A 15,192-nucleotide genomic window follows, 5' to 3' on the forward strand; every position below is an offset into this window, starting at 1 on the left:
CATGGATGACCGGGAAGCGCGCCGGCTGGCGGCAAGGGAACGAGCTGAGCAGGCTGCCGCACTTGAAAGCCTCATCGAGACGGAGGCTGTCTACGTCCGCACCGAGGGGAGCACCGAGGTGTGGCAGAAGGGCCATGCCACCTTGCGTCTCCCCGTAATGCGGGCGGACTTTCCGCCTGTGGTGCGGGTGGCGATGCAGCGGTACCGGCTGGCTGCCCTGGATGGGAGGTGCCTGTGTGGAGCGTCGATGGAGGTTACCGGGCCGGAGCGGTACGTGATGCGGCATGACGAGGAATGCTGCGCAGATCCGCAACGCCTCGCCCAGCTGATCCGCGACAACCCACCAGGACCAGCAGCCGCGTGACGGCTGCTCCACGTGCCCGCCCCCTACACGCCCGGGGGCGGGCACGGCCATCTGTCGCGACCGCCGAGCCCCCGCTACCGTGCGTCACACACTGTCGGTGACGCACGGATGGGAAGACCTATGGCTCGACGACTCCTGAAGGTCGGTACGAACAGCGGGAACAACGGATGCCCAACCCTGTACGAGGACCCGGCCACCGGAAACTACGTCGTCCAGGGCAAGCGAGTGGACGACCCCGCCGAACTCGGCCAGCTGGACCACCTGACCCCCGATGAAGGCGCAGTGACCGTACCGCGGGAACTGCTGGCCAACTTCGGCCCCAAGGAGCCCGTACACGTGCCGCAGTTCGTCAGCTTCGAGGACTTCGACGGCATGTTCCGCACCCTCGCGCACTCGGCGTGGCGGCTGGAGACTCGCCGCCGGTACGCGTCCGACGAAGAGACGGCCACCTACTGGGAGTTCGCCGCCACCGGCCGCGTCGAATGGGACCTCACCGATCCCTGGTGCGCCGAGCGCCGCGAGCAGGTCGCACTGGGGAAGCGATTCGAGCGGGTCCGCGTCCTGGATGAGCCGGCCACGGAAGGGCAGCGATACCTGCTCGACAACGCCCACCGCAACCGAGCCGTCGGCGAGGACATCCGCACACTCACCCGCGCGCAGGCCGAAGAGCTTCGACTCCCCGACGAGGATTTCTGGATCTTCGATGCGCGGGTCGTGGCCCTCCTCCACTTCGACGGCGAAGACCGCATGACGGGCGTGGAGCTCATCACGGACCCCGTACGGGTCCTGCGGTACTGCCAGGCCCGGGAAGCCGCCTGGCATCACGCGAGCACCTCGTAACGGGCACGAAGCCGGTACCGTCCGGAGGGTGAGCACCGACTTTCAGCAGGCTCGGGTGGCCCTCGGCGCGCGCCTGCGAGAGCTGCGAGCCGAGACCACCGGGCGCGACCTGGCCGCCCGGCTCGGGTGGCCACAGTCCAAGGTGTCCAAGCTGGAGACGGGTCGCCAGACCGCCACACCGGCCGATCTCGACGAGTGGGCGGCCGCCACGGGGCATCCGGAAGCCGCGGAGGAGCTGCGGGCACGGCTCCAGGGGCTGGAATCACGCTCCCGGTCGTGGCGCCGCCAACTGCGTGCCGGACACCGCCCTGTCCAGGACACGCTCACGGTGGAGTACGAGCGCTCCACCCATCTACGCGCCTGGGAGGGCGCCATGGTCGTGGGCCTGCTCCAGACCGCGGAGTATGCCCGGCACGTCTTCAGCCGCTACGCCGAACTGCACCAGTCTCTCCGCGACATTGAGGACGCGGTACGCGCCCGCATGCGCCGCCAGGAGATCCTGTACCAGCCGGGGCGGCAGTTCGACATCGTCATGTGGGAGGCGGCCCTACACGCGGGCGTATGCCCGCCGCGCGTCCTGGCTGCTCAGCTCGACCGCCTCGCCGGCGTTATCGGCCTCGACACGGTCAGGCTCGGGATCGTCCCCCTCGGCGCACCCGTCGGGATCCCGCCGGCGAACGGGTTCTGGATGTACGACGAGCGCCTGGTGATCGCCGAGGACTGGCACGCCGAACTGTGGCTCGACGACGCGGACAGCGTGGCCCTATACAGGCGGGTGTGGGAGACGCTCCGCAAATCCGCGGCGTACGGCCCGGCCGCACACCGGTTGATCGCCCGGGCCCACGCTCACCTCGACCTCGCGTGAGAACACGAGGGAATCCGCGGCCGCTAGTCGAGAATCATCTAGAATCACGCCAGCTCGCGATTCGCCGCGCTCCCTACCGTGCTGGTCATGGCGATGAATCAGAAGGCCAGCCTGGCGGAGTTCCCCGTTCTCGCCAGCGGCTGGTGCAACTGGCACGACGGGCCCTCGGAGACCGCGCTCGTGGTGCAGTGGGGGGAATCGAACTCCGGGCCCCCGAAGCCGCTGTACGCCTGCGCACCGTGCCGTGAACAGCGCGGCCTGATTCTGCTGCAGGAGTCGCCCACCGAGGCCTGCCGCGCTCGGCAGGAACGGCCATGATTCCGCAGCTGTGCGCGGAAGCGCCGCTCCCCGAACTCCGAGACCTGACCTGGGAGCAGGCCCGCGGCCGGGCCTGCGTTGCGTGCGGCAAGCAGCTGACTGTCGGACGCCGTGTACCGCGGACTGGTAATGGGCCGCCAGGGCGTACACGTCCTGGACGTAGACGTGTGGTCCTGTCCATCAGGCGAAGGGGGCATCGAATGACTGCGGCAACCTACCCGACCGGCGGCCGCACCGCCCTACCCCGGCGGTGCCCGGGGTGCGGGGCCCAGCCGTTGGCGCTCGGCGGGCCCGAGGGCGGCGCGCTCGTCCACGAAGCCGGCTGCGAGCGGGTGCGGCCCGGCGAGGTGGTGCTACAGCCGAAGCCCTGGAAGTGATCTCCCTGCCGGTCCGCGACGGCGGCGAATCGGGGCGGTCCGGCAGGGCAGCGAAGGCCCCCGGGAATCATCCCGGGGGCCTTTGTGCACCCTGTTGCAGAACCCCGTCAGCGGGGGTCGGGCGAGGGCGCACGTCCCGAGGACGTAGGCGTCGCACCGCCGTCATACGCGGGCACTCGGACCGCCATACGCGCAGGTGCGACGCCGTTCGGGTAGAGACCGGACTCCCACACCCAGCTGTAGCCGTGCGCGAGGAATGCGACGGCGTACCGGACCGCGTCGGACGCCGTCATACCGGTCCGCATGATCGTCGCGAGGTCGTCGGACAGGGCCTCGTCAACGCGGACGGACAACGACTTGCCGGCCTTCGGCGGGGTGCTCACCACGCACCCCCCGCCCGGGGCGCGGCCAGCCGCTCGGCCAGGGTGACGTCGCCGTGGCCGAGGGTGGGCACCGTGACGGTGCGGGGCCCGGTCACTGGTCGGCCTCGGCGTCGAGGGCGGCCAGCAGGTCGCGAAGGCCGATCTCCAGGATGACCGCGGCACGGAGCATGGCCCGGTCGTCGTAGATGTTCGCCTGCTGCTGGTCGGCGAGGATCTCGCGGGCGCGGGACAGGGCGATGTCCAAGGGCGGGACCCACCGGTCGGCGTCGTGCTTCGGGTCGCGCAGCGGCTCGTGCCCGGCGGTCGTTGTCACCGGTCACCCCCGGCAGTCTGGCGAAGCAGGCGGGCGTACTGGCCGCGGGTCATGCCCGCCTCGACGGCCGGCGCGTGGGTGAGGACGCCGGCCTCGGCGCGGGCGGCGCGGTCGGTGCCGTATCCGTAGCGGCGGGTGGCGAAGGTAAGGGCGAGTGCCTCGCGGATGCTCGGGCGCATGGGGTGCTGCGGGCGCTCGGCGGCGAGGCGGACGGCGATCTGGATGAGGAGCACGCGGGTATCCGCGTCGGGCAGGGGTGTAGCTTCTGGCATGGGTCTGGACTCCTTGATCAGAAGGGGTCCGGCCAAGGCGTCGCTGAGTGGTTGCGCCCGCTCGGCGACGCCGCTCTGTTCCCGTACACATGCCGTACACATGAGGCACAGAGAGGCCGGTATAACGAGGGATACGGCGGGATACCGTTTCCCCAGGTCAACCGGCCTATGAGGGTCTTCTAGCTGCTCGGCTCAGCGCGCCCAGCGCACGCGGCCTGCGTTCGCCACGCGGGTGCGGCGCACACCCAGCAGTAACCGAAGGCCCCGGCAGCCCCCTTTCCCCAAGGTGGCACCGGGGCCTTCGGCATGTCCGTCTCCCTATCCCGGTGCATCCCGGTGCGCGACACGTCAGCGGGCCGGTGCTGCCGTGGAAGCAGCACCGGCAGCGCCCGAGTGTCGCGGAGGCCCGTAGCGAGCTGGCGGTCAGTACGCGGGGCGGCGGGGGCGGGCTGCGCGGGCGACGGCCACCACGGCCTTCTCCAGGGCGTACTCCGGGTCGTCCCCGCCGCCCTTGACGCCTGCGTCGGCCTCGGCGACCGCGCGGAGGGCGTCGGCGACCCCGTCGGCCGACCAGCCCCGCATCTGCTGGCGCACGCGGTCGATCTTCCACGGCGGCATGCCCAGGTCGCGGGCGAGGTCGGCGGGGCGGGCGCCGCGCGGGGCGGAGGCCAGCTTGCCGATCGCCCGGACCGCCTGCGCCAGGGCACTCGTGATCAGCACCGGGGCGACTCCGGTCGCCAGCGACCACCGCAGGGCCTCCAGGGCCTCCGCCGCGCGCCCCTCGACCGCGCGGTCGGCGACCGTGAAGCTCGAGGCCTCGGCCCGGCCGGTGTAGTAGCGGCCGACCACGGCCTCGTCGATGGTGCCCTCGACGTCCGCGCAGAGCTGCGCCACCGCGCTCGCCAGCTCTCGCAGGTCGCTGCCGATCGCGTCGACCAGCGTCTGGCAGGCCTCCGGGGTCGCCGACCGCCCCAGGGTGCGGAACTCGCCGCGGACGAACGCCAGCCGGTCCGCCGCCTTCGCCATCTTCGGGCAGGCGACCTCCCGGGCCCCCGCCTTGCGGGCCGCGTCCAGCAGGCCCTTGCCCTTCACACCGCCCGCGTGGAGGAGCACGAGGACGATCTCCTCGACCGGCGCGGCGATGTACGCCTTGACCTCCTTCACCGTGTCCGCGGACAGGTCCTGCGCATTGCGTACGACCAGTACCTTCCGCTCGGAGAACAGCGAGGGGCTGGTGAGCTCGGCCAGTGTGCCGGGCTGGAGCTGCTCGGACGTCAGGTCGCGCACGTCCGTGTCGGGGTCGGCAGCGCGGGCTGCCGCCACCACCTCCCGTACGGCGCGGTCGAGCAGCAGTTCCTCCTGCCCCACCGCGAGGGTGAGCGGGGCGAGCAGATCGTCGGTGGAGTTCTTCCTGGTGGCCATCGCCCCCAGCATCCCACGCCGCACCGACAGTCCCCCGCGCCGCGTACCCGAGAATGGTCGCGTGAATGTGCGACATGTACTGGTGCTGCCCGACCGCGACGCCGCGGAGGAGGTGGCCGAGGAGGCCGTCGAACGCTTCGGCCTGGAGCAGGAGCCGCAGCTGGTCCGCGACGCCCTCGCCGGCGAGGACGACGCCGAGGACGCCCAGTGGCTGGTCGTCCTCGAGGACCCGCGGGAGCGGCTCGACACCGCGGCGCTGGACGGCCTCGCCGCCGAGTACGAGGGCTGGCTGGAGGCCCCGTAGGGCCCGGCTCAGGCCTTGCGGACGATCTGCACGTCGAGCGTCACGTCCACACGCGAACCGATGGCCGTGATCCCGTTGGCCAGCACCGACTGCCAGTTGAGGGCGAAGTCCTCGCGGTGGAGTTCGGCGGAGGCCCGGCAGGCGGCGCGCGGCTCGCCCTCCATGCCCGTGCCCAGCCCCAGGTACTCGGTGTCCAGGGTCACCGACCGGCTGGTGCCGTGCAGGGTCAGCGCGCCCGCGACGGCCCACCGGCTGCCGCTGCGGTGGATGAACCGCTCGCTGTAGAACTCCACGGTCGGGTAGTGGGCCGCGTCCAGGAAGTCCGCCGACCGCAGGTGGTCGTCCCGCATCTTCAGGCCGGTGTCGATGCTCGCCGCGTCGATGATCACGTGCATGGAGGACTCCTCCATGCGGTCGGCGATCCGCACCGCCCCGGCGAAGGTGTTGAACCGCCCCCGGATCCGGGCGAGTCCGATGTGCCGGGCCGTGAACGCGATCGAAGAGTGCGCCGGGTCGAGCTCCCAGTGCCCGGGCTGCGGCAGCAGCGGCGGTTCCACCGCATCGAGGATGATCTCCGCGGTGCCGGACTGCGCGGTGTCCCCCACGAGCGTCGCCCCGTGGAACGGGGCGTAGCCCTCGGCGGTGACCGTGAGCCGGTACTCCCCCTCCGGCACGGTCGCCGCGAACCCGCCGTACGGGTCGGTCTCGCCGCTGACGACGTGCCGGCCGATCGGGTCGGTCACCTCGAACGCGGCCCGGCGGACCGGCTGGTGGACGGTGTCGAGTACCCGGCAGCTGAGCAGGTGCGCCGTATGAGGCAGCGTCAGCGTCGCGGTGGTGTGCGAGGCGGCGCTTCCGGCCGCGTCTTTCCCTCTTCGGCGTACGAACATGGTTGGTGCACCCCCGTGCTGTGTGGACATGTCCCGCTGTGGCGAAGACGCATTCGATCATGCTGTCGGGTTGTGGGCAAACAGAACACGGGTGCCCGGTACGGGCGGTTCGGCGCCGACGCCCCCGCGACGGGAACGCGCTCAGCCGCGGCCCACTGCCGGTGATCGCGACGGAGCCGTGGGTATCGGTGCGCAGGACCGTCGCACCGAGCGACCGCAGCCGCCGGAGGGTGCCCGGGGCCGGGTGTCCGTAGCGGTTGCCCTCGCCGACCGGGACGACGGCGAGCCGGGGCCGGACCCTCTCGTGCAGGGCGGCGTCCTGGTGCGCGGAGCCGTGATGGGCGACCTTGAGGACGTCGACCGGCCCCAGTTCCGGGTGGTCCCCCAGCAGGGCCTGCTGGGAGGGCGGTTCGAGGTCGCCGAGGAGCAGCAGGGTCAGCCCGGAGGTGCGGACGAGCAGGGCCACGCTCGCGTCGTTCGGCCCGTCGGTGGGCGGTCCGCCGGGCGGTGGCCACAGCACCTGCCATTCGAGCGGCCCGGCCCGGCGCCGCTCCCCCGCCGCTGCCGCCACCACGGGCACGCCGGATGCCGCCGCGGCCCGCCGGACGAACCCCGCCTGCCCGGCCGGCTCCTCCAGCGTGGTCGTCTGGATGGCGCCCACCGCGCGGCCCCGCAGCACCCCCGGCAGACCCCCGACGTGATCGGCGTGGAAGTGGGTCAGCAGGAGCAGCGGCACCCGCCGCACCCCGAGCAGGCGCAGGCACTCGTCCACCGGGCCGGGTTCGGGGCCCGCGTCCACCACCACGGCCGTGCCGGGCCCGGCCGCGAGGACGCCGGCATCGCCCTGCCCGACCGCGCACTGCACGTAGCTCCAGTCGGGCGGCGGCCACCCGGTGAGCGTGCGGGTGGCCTGCGGCGGCCGCAGCACGGCCAGGAACAGCAGCAGGCACAGCGCGCAGCACGCCCACGGCCGGCGGAGGAACCGCGTTCCGAAGACCACGGCGGCCACCGTCACGGCGGCCAGCAGCAGCCCGCCGCCGAGGCCGCCCGGCCAGGCCAGCTCCGCACCCGGCAGTCGCGCTCCGCCCCGGGCCACGGCGGCGATCCACCCGGCCGGCACGGCAGCGCACCGGGCGAGCAGCTCCGCGGCGGGCGGGCACAGCGGCGCCACCGCGAGCACCGCGAAGCCGAGCACCGTCGCCGGACCCGCCGCGAGCTCGGCGAGCAGGTTGCACGGCACCCCGACCAGGCTCACCCGCGCCGACAGCACCACGACCACGGGCGCGCAGACGGCCTGGGCAGCGGCGGCGGCCCCCAGCGCCTCGGCGAGCCGGGGCCGCATCCCGCGCCGCCGCAGGGCCTCGCTCCAGCGCGGGGCGAGCGTCAGCAGGGACCCGGTGGCCAGGACGGACAGCAGGAACCCGGGGCTTCGGGCCAGCCACGGCTCGCAGAGCACCAGCAGCAGCACGGCGGCGGCCAGGGCGGGGAGCAGGGATCTGCGTCGGCCGGTGGCGAGGGCGAGCAGGGTGACCGCCCCGCAGGCCGCGGCCCGCAGCACGCTCGGCTCGGGCCGGCAGACGACCACGAACGCCAGCGTCAGCGCCGTCCCCGCGAGGGCGGTGGCCCGCAGGGAGAGGCCGAGCCGCGGGGCGAGCCCCCGCCGCTCGACGAGCTGCGCGCGGGCCGGCGGGCCGATGAGCAGGAACAGCACCACGGTCAGGTTCGACCCGGAGACGGCCAACAGGTGCAGCAGGTCGGTGGCCCGGAACGCCTCGTCCAGCTCGGGCGGCACCCGGGAGGTGTCCCCGACGACGAGGGCCGGCAGCAGGGCCCTGGCGTCCGGGGCGAGCCCGTCGGTGGCCTCGCGCAGCCCGGCCCGCAACCGCCCGGCCAGCCGCTGGACGGCGTCGGGGCCGCCGGTCACCCGGGGTCCGGCGTCCCCGGCCGGCCGCAGCAGCGCCACGGCCCGTTCCCCGTCCCGCCCCGGCGCGAGGCGGGCCTCCACCGCGACCCGGGTGGAGGGCAGCAGCCCGCCCCAGCCGGGATGCCCGGCCAGGACGCGGACCGGGGTCACAACCCGCGTCGGGGCGCCGCCGGGCACGGTCACCCGGGTCACCACGGCGTCCAGCACCACCACGGGCGGGCCGCCGGTACGGGTGCTCCGCGGGTCGGAGGCGACCGTGAGCTCGGCGAGGACCCGGGCGTGGTCCCGGGCGAGGCCGCCGACCGGTCCGGCCCGCGCCTCCGCCCGGGCGAGGGCCGCCACTGCGGCCCCGGCGGACGCGCACAGCAGGGCGAGGGCCGCGGCGGTACCGGCCCGCCACAGCCGGTCCGGGCGGCGGCACCCGGCGAGGAGCAGCAGCCCGGCGGCCGCCACCCCGAGCCCGGCCCCGACGGCGCTCCAGCCGGCCGGCACGCCGAGGGCGACGGCGGCAGCCGCCCAGGCGGCGAGGGCGGGCAGGACCAGCCGCAGGTCCACGGGCTCCGTGCCCGCCGCCCGCTTCACGGCCGCACCAGCTTGCGGAGGTCGGCGAAGCGGCGCTCGCCGATGCCGTTGACCTGGCGGAGCTCCTCCACCGACCGGAAGCCGCCGCGGGCGGTGCGGAAGTCGACGATGTGCTGCGCCAGCACCGGCCCGACTCCGGGCAGCGCGTCCAACTGCTCGACCGTGGCCGTACCGAGGCTCAGCGGTCCGGCGGCCGGCCCTCCGGGCCCGGGTGCGGGCGGCGCCGGGCCGCCGACGACCACCTGCTCGCCGTCGACCAGGACCCGCGCCCGGTTGAGCCCGGTGGTGTCCGTGCCGGGGTTGACTCCCCCGGCGGCGGCGAGAGCGTCCTCCACCCGCGAGCCGGCGGGCAGCCGCCGCACCCCGGGGTCGCGGACCTTGCCGCTGACGTCCACCACGATGCGGGAGCCGCCCGCGGCGCCGGTGCCGGGCGGCCCGGGGGCCGGGCCCGGCGTCGGGGCGGGCGCCGTGGCCGGGGCGACGGCCGGGGGCGCGGTCACCGGCTCCGGCCGGGCCGACCAGTACTGCTGGACGCCGAACCCCACGGCAGCCACCAGCACCACCGTGACGGCCCCCACGGCACGCGGCCGGACCTCCAGCCGGTCCTGCACCCACAACGGCAGCCGCTCCCGCACGGCAAGCCACCCCAGGCCCCCGGGCGGCCGCGCCACCCCCGACTCCGGCAGGCCCGCCTCACCCGGAACAGCCGACGGCGGCAGTACCGGCGGTGCGGGTTCCGCGGCCCACGGCGCCGGTGGTGACGCAGGCGCCGACGACACCGGCAACGCCGGTGGCGGTGAAGGCAGCGGCGGTGAAGGCGGCGGCGGTGAAGGCGGCGGCGGAGCCGGTGCTCCCGGGCCGGTTGTTGACGCACCACCGCCGAGGAGGGCCTCCGCCCGGCGGCGCACGACAGCCGCGGCGGCGGCATCTCCGGGCGCCGCGCGCCTGCGGAAACGAGCGTCGGCGCGGCCGCGACGGTGCCGCAGACGGCTGTCGGAGAAACGGGGACGCCCCGGGCCGGCGGTGGCTCCGGAGCGGTGCGGACTGCGCGTGTGAAGAGTCATGCCACGACGGTAGGGACGAATCCCGGCCGCCGTTCGGAACCCTCAACTCCGGTGGATTTCCGGATGCTTGTGGACAGCCGCGCCACCCGTTCCGGTGATCAGCGGGGCGAGACGACCGCCGCCAGCAGCCCCGGCCCCGTGTGCGCGCCGATCACCGCGCCGACCTCGCTGACGTGCATCTCGACCAGGCCGGGGATGCGCTCCCGCAGCCGCTCCGCGAGCTTCTCCGCCCGCTCGGGCGCCGCGAGGTGGTGCACGGCCACGTCGACCTCGGCCGTTCCGGCCCGCTCGACGGCCAACTCCTCCAGCCTGGCGATGGCCTTGGACGCCGTCCGCACCTTCTCCAGCATCTCGATGCGTCCGCCGTCCAGCGTGAGCAGCGGCTTCACCGCGAGGGCGGAGCCGAGGAGGGCCTGGGCGGCCCCGATGCGCCCGCCCCGCCGGAGGTAGTCGAGGGTGTCGACGTAGAAGTACGCCGACATGTCCGCGGCCCGCTTCTCCGCGGCGGCCACGGCCTCGTCGACGGAGCCGCCGGTCTCGGCGGTCTCGGCGGCGGCCAGGGCGCAGAACCCGAGGGCCATCGCGACCATGCCCGTGTCGACCACGCGCACGGGGACGGGGGCGGTCTTCGCGGCGAGCACGGCGGCGTCGTAGGTGCCGGAGAAGTCCGAGGACAGGTGCAGGCTGACGATGCCCGTCGCACCGGCCTCCGCGGCCGCCCGGTAGGCCCGTACGAACTCTTCCGGGCTCGGGCGGGAGGTGGTGACCGAGCGGCGCTTCTGCAGGGCCTGGGCCAGGCTGCGCGCCGAGATTTCGGTGCCCTCTTCGAGGGCCTCGCCGCCGACGACCACGGTCAGCGGGACGGAGGTGATTCCGTGCCGCGCCATGGCCGGTGGGGGCAGGTAGGCCGTGGAATCGGTGACGATCGCGACATGGCGGGACATGAGGCGGAGGTTACCGCCAGAGGGGCTGCAACGGCAGCCCGACTCCTCCCTGCCGCGGACGTCACGGCACGGGAGACCCGGCTCGGATCACCGGCCCGGGCACGCCCGGGCAACCGCCCGAGCCCGCGGCCCGCGTCTCGGTGTCGGCCGCCTCAGGTCGTCGCCTCGGGGCGGGGGCTCTTCTGCCACGGGTACTGCGGGGCCGGCGCGGAGGGGTTCAGCGCCGGAGCGGGGGACGAACCCTGCCGCCCCCGGGCGTCCCCGGCTCCCGCACCCGGTGCACCACCCGAACCCGCACCGGTTCCGGCCCCCGCGCCCGCATCGGCACCCGCACCCGCACCCGCCTCCCACGCCGCCGCAGCCGCCGCGAGGTCGTCCAGCGAGTCCCGGCGGGAGGACCAGTCCCGCAGCGCGTCCGACTCGACCTCGATCTGCGCCGACAGCGTCGACAGGTCGTCCTCCGCGAAGCGGCGGGCCCGGTCGCGGGCGGCCCACCGCAGCGAGTCCGCAGCCTGTGTGATCTTCGCCGTCCGCTCGCGCAGGTCGGGCAGGGCCTGGGCGACCCGCGCCCGGTCCGGCTCCTGCTCCAGCCGCTTCAGCTCGTCGTCCAGCTCGTACCCGTGCGCGCTCAGCTGTTCGAACAGGTCGAGCGACTCCTTCAGCGAGGCATCCGTACGGGCCCCCTCGGTCAGCGCATCCCGCGTGACCCGCATCGACGTCCGCAGGTCCAGGCGCAGCTGGGCCAGTGACCCGCCGACCCCGACCTGGCCGAGGCTCTTGGCCTTCAGGGCGGTGTCCTCCACGGTCCGTCTGGCCTGCGTGATCGTACGGTCCACGCCGCGCTTCGCCGCGCCGACCGCCTTCACCGTGGCCCAGGCGCCGAGCCCCAGGAAGGCGAACAGCATCACCAAAGCGAACATGATGATCAACGCGCCTGCGTCCATGAGGGCCCCTTCCCCTGCCGTTTTCCGTCCCCTCCACCGTAAACGCCACAGGCAGGCCAGGGGTTCCCATCGAACCCCCAACCTGCCCGTACGGGAACACCCCGACATCAGACGTCAGGCGTCAGACGTCAGACGTCAGACGTCAGACGTCAGGCGACGACCGTCAGGCGCCGGACATCAGACGACGATGTTCACCAGCTTCGGCGCGCGCACGATCACCTTGCGGATCTCGGCCCCGCCCAGCGCCGCCGCCACGGCCGCGTCGCCCAGCGCCAGCTGCTCCAGGTCGCCCTCGGAGATCGCCGGCGGCACCTCCAGGCGCGCCTTGACCTTGCCCTTGATCTGCACGACGCAGGTCACGGTCTCGTCCACGACGTACGCCGGGTCGGCCGCCGGGAAGTCCTGGTGGACGACGGACTCGCTGTGGCCCAGGCGGTGCCACAGCTCCTCCGCGATGTGCGGGGCCAGCGGGGCGACCAGCAGGACCAGCCGCTCGGCGACCGAGCGCTCCAGCGGCCGGCCCGCCTTGGTCAGGAAGTTGTTCAGCTCGGTGATCTTCGCGATGGCGGTGTTGAAGCGCAGGCCCGCCATGTCCGAGCCGGCGCCGTCGATCGCCTTGTGCAGCGCGCGCAGGGTGTCCTCGCCGGGCTCCCCGTCGACGACGGTGACCTGGCCGGTCTCCTCGTCCACGATGTTGCGCCACAGCCGCTGCAGCAGCCGGTACTGGCCGACGACGGCGCGGGTGTCCCACGGGCGCGAGACGTCCAGCGGGCCCATCGCCATCTCGTACAGGCGCAGGGTGTCGGCGCCGTACTCCTCGCAGATCTCGTCCGGCGTGACGGCGTTCTTCAGGGACTTGCCCATCTTGCCGTGCTCGCGCCTGACCGGCCGGCCCTCGTGGAAGTACTTGCCGTCGCGCTCCTCGACCTCGGCCGCCGGGACGTACACGCCGCGCTCGTCGGTGTACGCGTACGCCTGGATCATGCCCTGGTTGAACAGCTTGTGGAACGGCTCTGCCGAGGAGACGTGGCCCAGGTCGAACAGCACCTTCGACCAGAAGCGGGCGTACAGCAGGTGCAGCACCGCGTGCTCGGCGCCGCCCACGTACAGGTCGACGCCGCCGTGCGGCGCGCCCTCGCGCGGGCCCATCCAGTACTGCTCGACCTCCGGGTCGACCAGGGCCGAGTCGTTGTGCGGGTCCAGGTAGCGCAGCTCGTACCAGCAGGAACCGGCCCAGTTGGGCATGGTGTTGGTCTCGCGGCGGTACGGGCGCACGCCGCGCCCGTCGCCCAGGTCCAGCTCGACGCTGACCCAGGCCTCGTTGCGCGACAGCGGGGTCTCCGGCTTGGAGGCGGCGTCGTCGGGCTCGAAGGTGCGCGGCGAGTAGTCCTCGACCTCGGGCAGTTCCAGGGGCAGCATCGACTCGGGCAGCGCGTGCGCGACGCCGTCCTCGTCGTAGACGATCGGGAAGGGCTCGCCCCAGTAGCGCTGGCGGCTGAACAGCCAGTCGCGCAGGCGGAAGTTGACGGTGCCCTCGCCGATGCCCTGCTCGGTCAGCCAGGTGGTGATGGCGGCCTTGGCCTCGACGACGGTCAGGCCGTCCAGGGAGATGCCCTGGCCCGTCGAGTTGACGATGGTGCCGTCGTACGAGCTGAAGGCGTCGTCCCACTCGGCCGGGTCGGCGTCGCGGTCGTCCGAGGGCTCCACGACGCAGCGGATCGGCAGCTCGAAGGCCTGCGCGAAGGCGAAGTCGCGGGAGTCGTGCGCCGGGACGGCCATGATCGCGCCGGTGCCGTAGCCCATCAGCACGTAGTCGGCGATGAAGACCGGGACCTGGTCTCCGCTGACCGGGTTGGTGGCGTAGGCGCCGGTGAAGACCCCGGTCTTGTCCTTGGCCTCGGCCTGGCGCTCGACGTCGGACTTCGAGGCGGCCTGCCTGCGGTAGGCGTCCACCGCCTCGCCGGGGGTGGCGGAGCCGCCGGTCCACAGCTGGTGCGTGCCCTCGGGCCATTCGGCCGGGACGATCTTCTCGACCAGCGGGTGCTCGGGCGCCAGCACCATGTAGGTGGCGCCGAACAGGGTGTCGGGGCGGGTGGTGAAGACGGTGATCGCGTCGCCGCCGACGGCGAAGTCGACGCGGGCGCCCTCGCTGCGGCCGATCCAGTTCCGCTGCTGCAGCTTGATGGCCTCGGGCCAGTCCAGCCCGTCCAGGTCGTCCAGCAGCCGGTCGGCGTATGCGGTGATCCGCATGTTCCACTGGCTCAGCCGGGCCTTGAAGACAGGGAAGTTGCCGCGCTCGGAGCGGCCGTCCGCGGTGACCTCCTCGTTGGCCAGGACGGTGCCCAGGCCGGGGCACCAGTTCACGGGCGCGTCCGAAGGGTACGCCAGGCGGTACTCGTCCAGCACGCCGGCCCGCTCGACGGCGGCCAGGTCGGCCCAGGTGCGGCCGCCGGGGACCTCGCGGGAGCCGTCCTCGAAGGAGGCGACCAGCTCGGCGATCGGGCGGGCCTTCTTCGCCTCGGTGTCGTACCAGGAGTTGTAGATCTGCAGGAAGATCCACTGGGTCCACTTGTAGTAGTCCGGGTCGATCGTCGCGAAGGACCGGCGCTTGTCGTGGCCCAGGCCCAGCCGGCGCAGCTGCGCCTTCATGTTCTCGATGTTCGCCTCGGTGGACACGCGCGGGTGCGTGCCGGTCTGCACGGCGTACTGCTCGGCGGGCAGGCCGAAGGCGTCGAATCCCAGGGTGTGCAGGACGTTGTGGCCGGTCATCCGCTGGTGGCGGGCGAAGACGTCGGTGGCGATGTAGCCCAGCGGGTGGCCGACGTGCAGGCCCGCACCGGACGGGTACGGGAACATGTCCATGATGAACTTCTTGGGGCGCGCGACGACCGCCGGATCCCCGGCCAGGTCGCCGGTCGGGTTCGGGGCCTCGTAAGTGCCCTGCGCGTCCCATACGTCCTGCCAGCGTGCCTCGATGTCGGCGGCCATGGCAGCCGTGTAACGGTGCGCCTCGGCCGCCTCGGGGGCCGGGGTGTTCGTCTCGCTCATGTTTTCGGAAGCTCCATCGATCGTCTCTGCCGGCTCTGCTCACTCAAACGAATCTGCTCGCTCAAACGAAAAAGCCCCTCGCACAGGAGGGGGCGCCGCGCCGATGCCGACCGCGTCGAAGGGTCGGTACTGATCAGCGCGGCTCGGTAAGCAGGAGGCGTACGGCACGCATGGCGCCAGGGTACCGCAGCGGTCCCGGCGGCCGCTCGATCGTTCCGCACAACGAGAAGCGGGGGGACCCACCCGGGTGGGCCACTTTCTCTTTTTTGTGTCGGGGAGAAGCTAGACCCTGGCCCCTCTTCTGCCCCTCCACAGCTCCCCCCACCTGCCTCTCTCCC

Annotated in this window: 15 protein-coding genes and 1 pseudogene; 6 read left to right on the forward strand and 10 right to left on the reverse strand. The window is 73.4% G+C overall.

Translation table 11 applies throughout. The features are described 5' to 3' along the window. Position 1 precedes the first annotated feature (1 nt). The 5 genes from AC068A_RS31200 to AC068A_RS31220 all read left to right on the forward strand — a co-directional run bounded on the left by AC068A_RS31200 (position 2) and on the right by AC068A_RS31220 (position 2,764). Positions 2-364 (forward strand): hypothetical protein, encoded by a 363-nt coding sequence (locus AC068A_RS31200; protein ID WP_478589625.1) that lies wholly within the window; start codon positions 2-4, stop codon positions 362-364. 120 nt (positions 365-484) lie between these two features. Then, positions 485-1,204 carry a DUF6879 family protein gene (locus AC068A_RS31205; RefSeq protein WP_478589626.1) on the forward strand — a complete coding sequence of 240 codons (720 nt, stop codon included), beginning with the start codon at positions 485-487 and terminating at the stop codon, positions 1,202-1,204. Positions 1,205-1,232: 28 nt separating this feature from the next. Further along, positions 1,233-2,069, forward strand: coding sequence for a helix-turn-helix domain-containing protein (locus tag AC068A_RS31210; RefSeq protein ID WP_478589627.1), 837 nt, complete (start codon positions 1,233-1,235; stop codon positions 2,067-2,069). Positions 2,070-2,156: 87 nt separating this feature from the next. Further along, positions 2,157-2,387 carry a hypothetical protein gene (locus AC068A_RS31215; RefSeq protein ID WP_478589628.1) on the forward strand — a complete coding sequence of 77 codons (231 nt, stop codon included), beginning with the start codon at positions 2,157-2,159 and terminating at the stop codon, positions 2,385-2,387. 200 nt (positions 2,388-2,587) lie between these two features. Further along, positions 2,588-2,764 (forward strand): hypothetical protein, encoded by a 177-nt coding sequence (locus AC068A_RS31220; protein WP_478589629.1) that lies wholly within the window; start codon positions 2,588-2,590, stop codon positions 2,762-2,764. 107 nt (positions 2,765-2,871) lie between these two features. Here the strand turns inward: AC068A_RS31220 and AC068A_RS31225 are convergent, their stop codons facing one another. From AC068A_RS31225 to holA, 4 genes are all read right to left on the reverse strand, one after another. After that, entirely contained in the window at positions 2,872-3,147 is a 276-nt protein-coding gene (locus tag AC068A_RS31225; RefSeq protein ID WP_478589630.1) for a hypothetical protein, read from the reverse strand. 91 nt (positions 3,148-3,238) lie between these two features. Beyond that, entirely contained in the window at positions 3,239-3,460 is a 222-nt protein-coding gene (locus AC068A_RS31230; RefSeq protein WP_478589631.1) for a hypothetical protein, read from the reverse strand. After that, positions 3,457-3,732 carry a hypothetical protein gene (locus AC068A_RS31235; RefSeq protein ID WP_478589632.1) on the reverse strand — a complete coding sequence of 92 codons (276 nt, stop codon included), beginning with the start codon at positions 3,730-3,732 and terminating at the stop codon, positions 3,457-3,459. The genes AC068A_RS31230 and AC068A_RS31235 overlap by 4 nt, the downstream gene beginning before the upstream one ends. 423 nt (positions 3,733-4,155) lie before the next feature. Next, positions 4,156-5,154, reverse strand: coding sequence for a DNA polymerase III subunit delta (gene holA / locus AC068A_RS31240; protein ID WP_478589633.1), 999 nt, complete (start codon positions 5,152-5,154; stop codon positions 4,156-4,158). A 61-nt stretch (positions 5,155-5,215) separates the two neighbouring features. Between holA and AC068A_RS31245 the strand changes: the two genes are divergently transcribed. After that, complete coding sequence (locus tag AC068A_RS31245; protein ID WP_478589634.1) at positions 5,216-5,458, forward strand: hypothetical protein; 243 nt, start codon at positions 5,216-5,218, stop codon at positions 5,456-5,458. 8 nt (positions 5,459-5,466) lie between these two features. On the opposite strand, the gene AC068A_RS31250 is transcribed toward AC068A_RS31245, so the two are convergent. The 6 genes and pseudogenes from AC068A_RS31250 to leuS all read right to left on the reverse strand — a co-directional run bounded on the left by AC068A_RS31250 (position 5,467) and on the right by leuS (position 14,854). Further along, positions 5,467-6,348, reverse strand: a complete 882-nt coding sequence (locus tag AC068A_RS31250; RefSeq protein WP_478589635.1) for a YceI family protein — start codon at positions 6,346-6,348, stop codon at positions 5,467-5,469. Between the two features lie 136 nt (positions 6,349-6,484). Further along, positions 6,485-8,854 (reverse strand): annotated as a pseudogene (locus AC068A_RS31255) (ComEC/Rec2 family competence protein); the annotation flags it as partial. Continuing rightward, positions 8,851-9,489 carry a ComEA family DNA-binding protein gene (locus AC068A_RS31260; protein WP_478589636.1) on the reverse strand — a complete coding sequence of 213 codons (639 nt, stop codon included), beginning with the start codon at positions 9,487-9,489 and terminating at the stop codon, positions 8,851-8,853. The gene AC068A_RS31260 and the pseudogene AC068A_RS31255, both read right to left, overlap by 4 nt. A gap of 527 nt (positions 9,490-10,016) precedes the next feature. After that, positions 10,017-10,862, reverse strand: coding sequence for a DegV family protein (locus AC068A_RS31265; RefSeq protein ID WP_478589637.1), 846 nt, complete (start codon positions 10,860-10,862; stop codon positions 10,017-10,019). 152 nt (positions 10,863-11,014) lie between these two features. Then, positions 11,015-11,806 (reverse strand): hypothetical protein, encoded by a 792-nt coding sequence (locus AC068A_RS31270; protein WP_478589638.1) that lies wholly within the window; start codon positions 11,804-11,806, stop codon positions 11,015-11,017. A gap of 177 nt (positions 11,807-11,983) precedes the next feature. Continuing rightward, a complete protein-coding gene (gene leuS / locus AC068A_RS31275) occupies positions 11,984-14,854 on the reverse strand; it encodes a leucine--tRNA ligase (protein ID WP_478589639.1) in 2,871 nt (956 codons plus the stop codon). Positions 14,855-15,192 lie beyond the last annotated feature (338 nt).

The organism is Streptomyces sp. NPDC043854 (genome assembly GCF_056436005.1).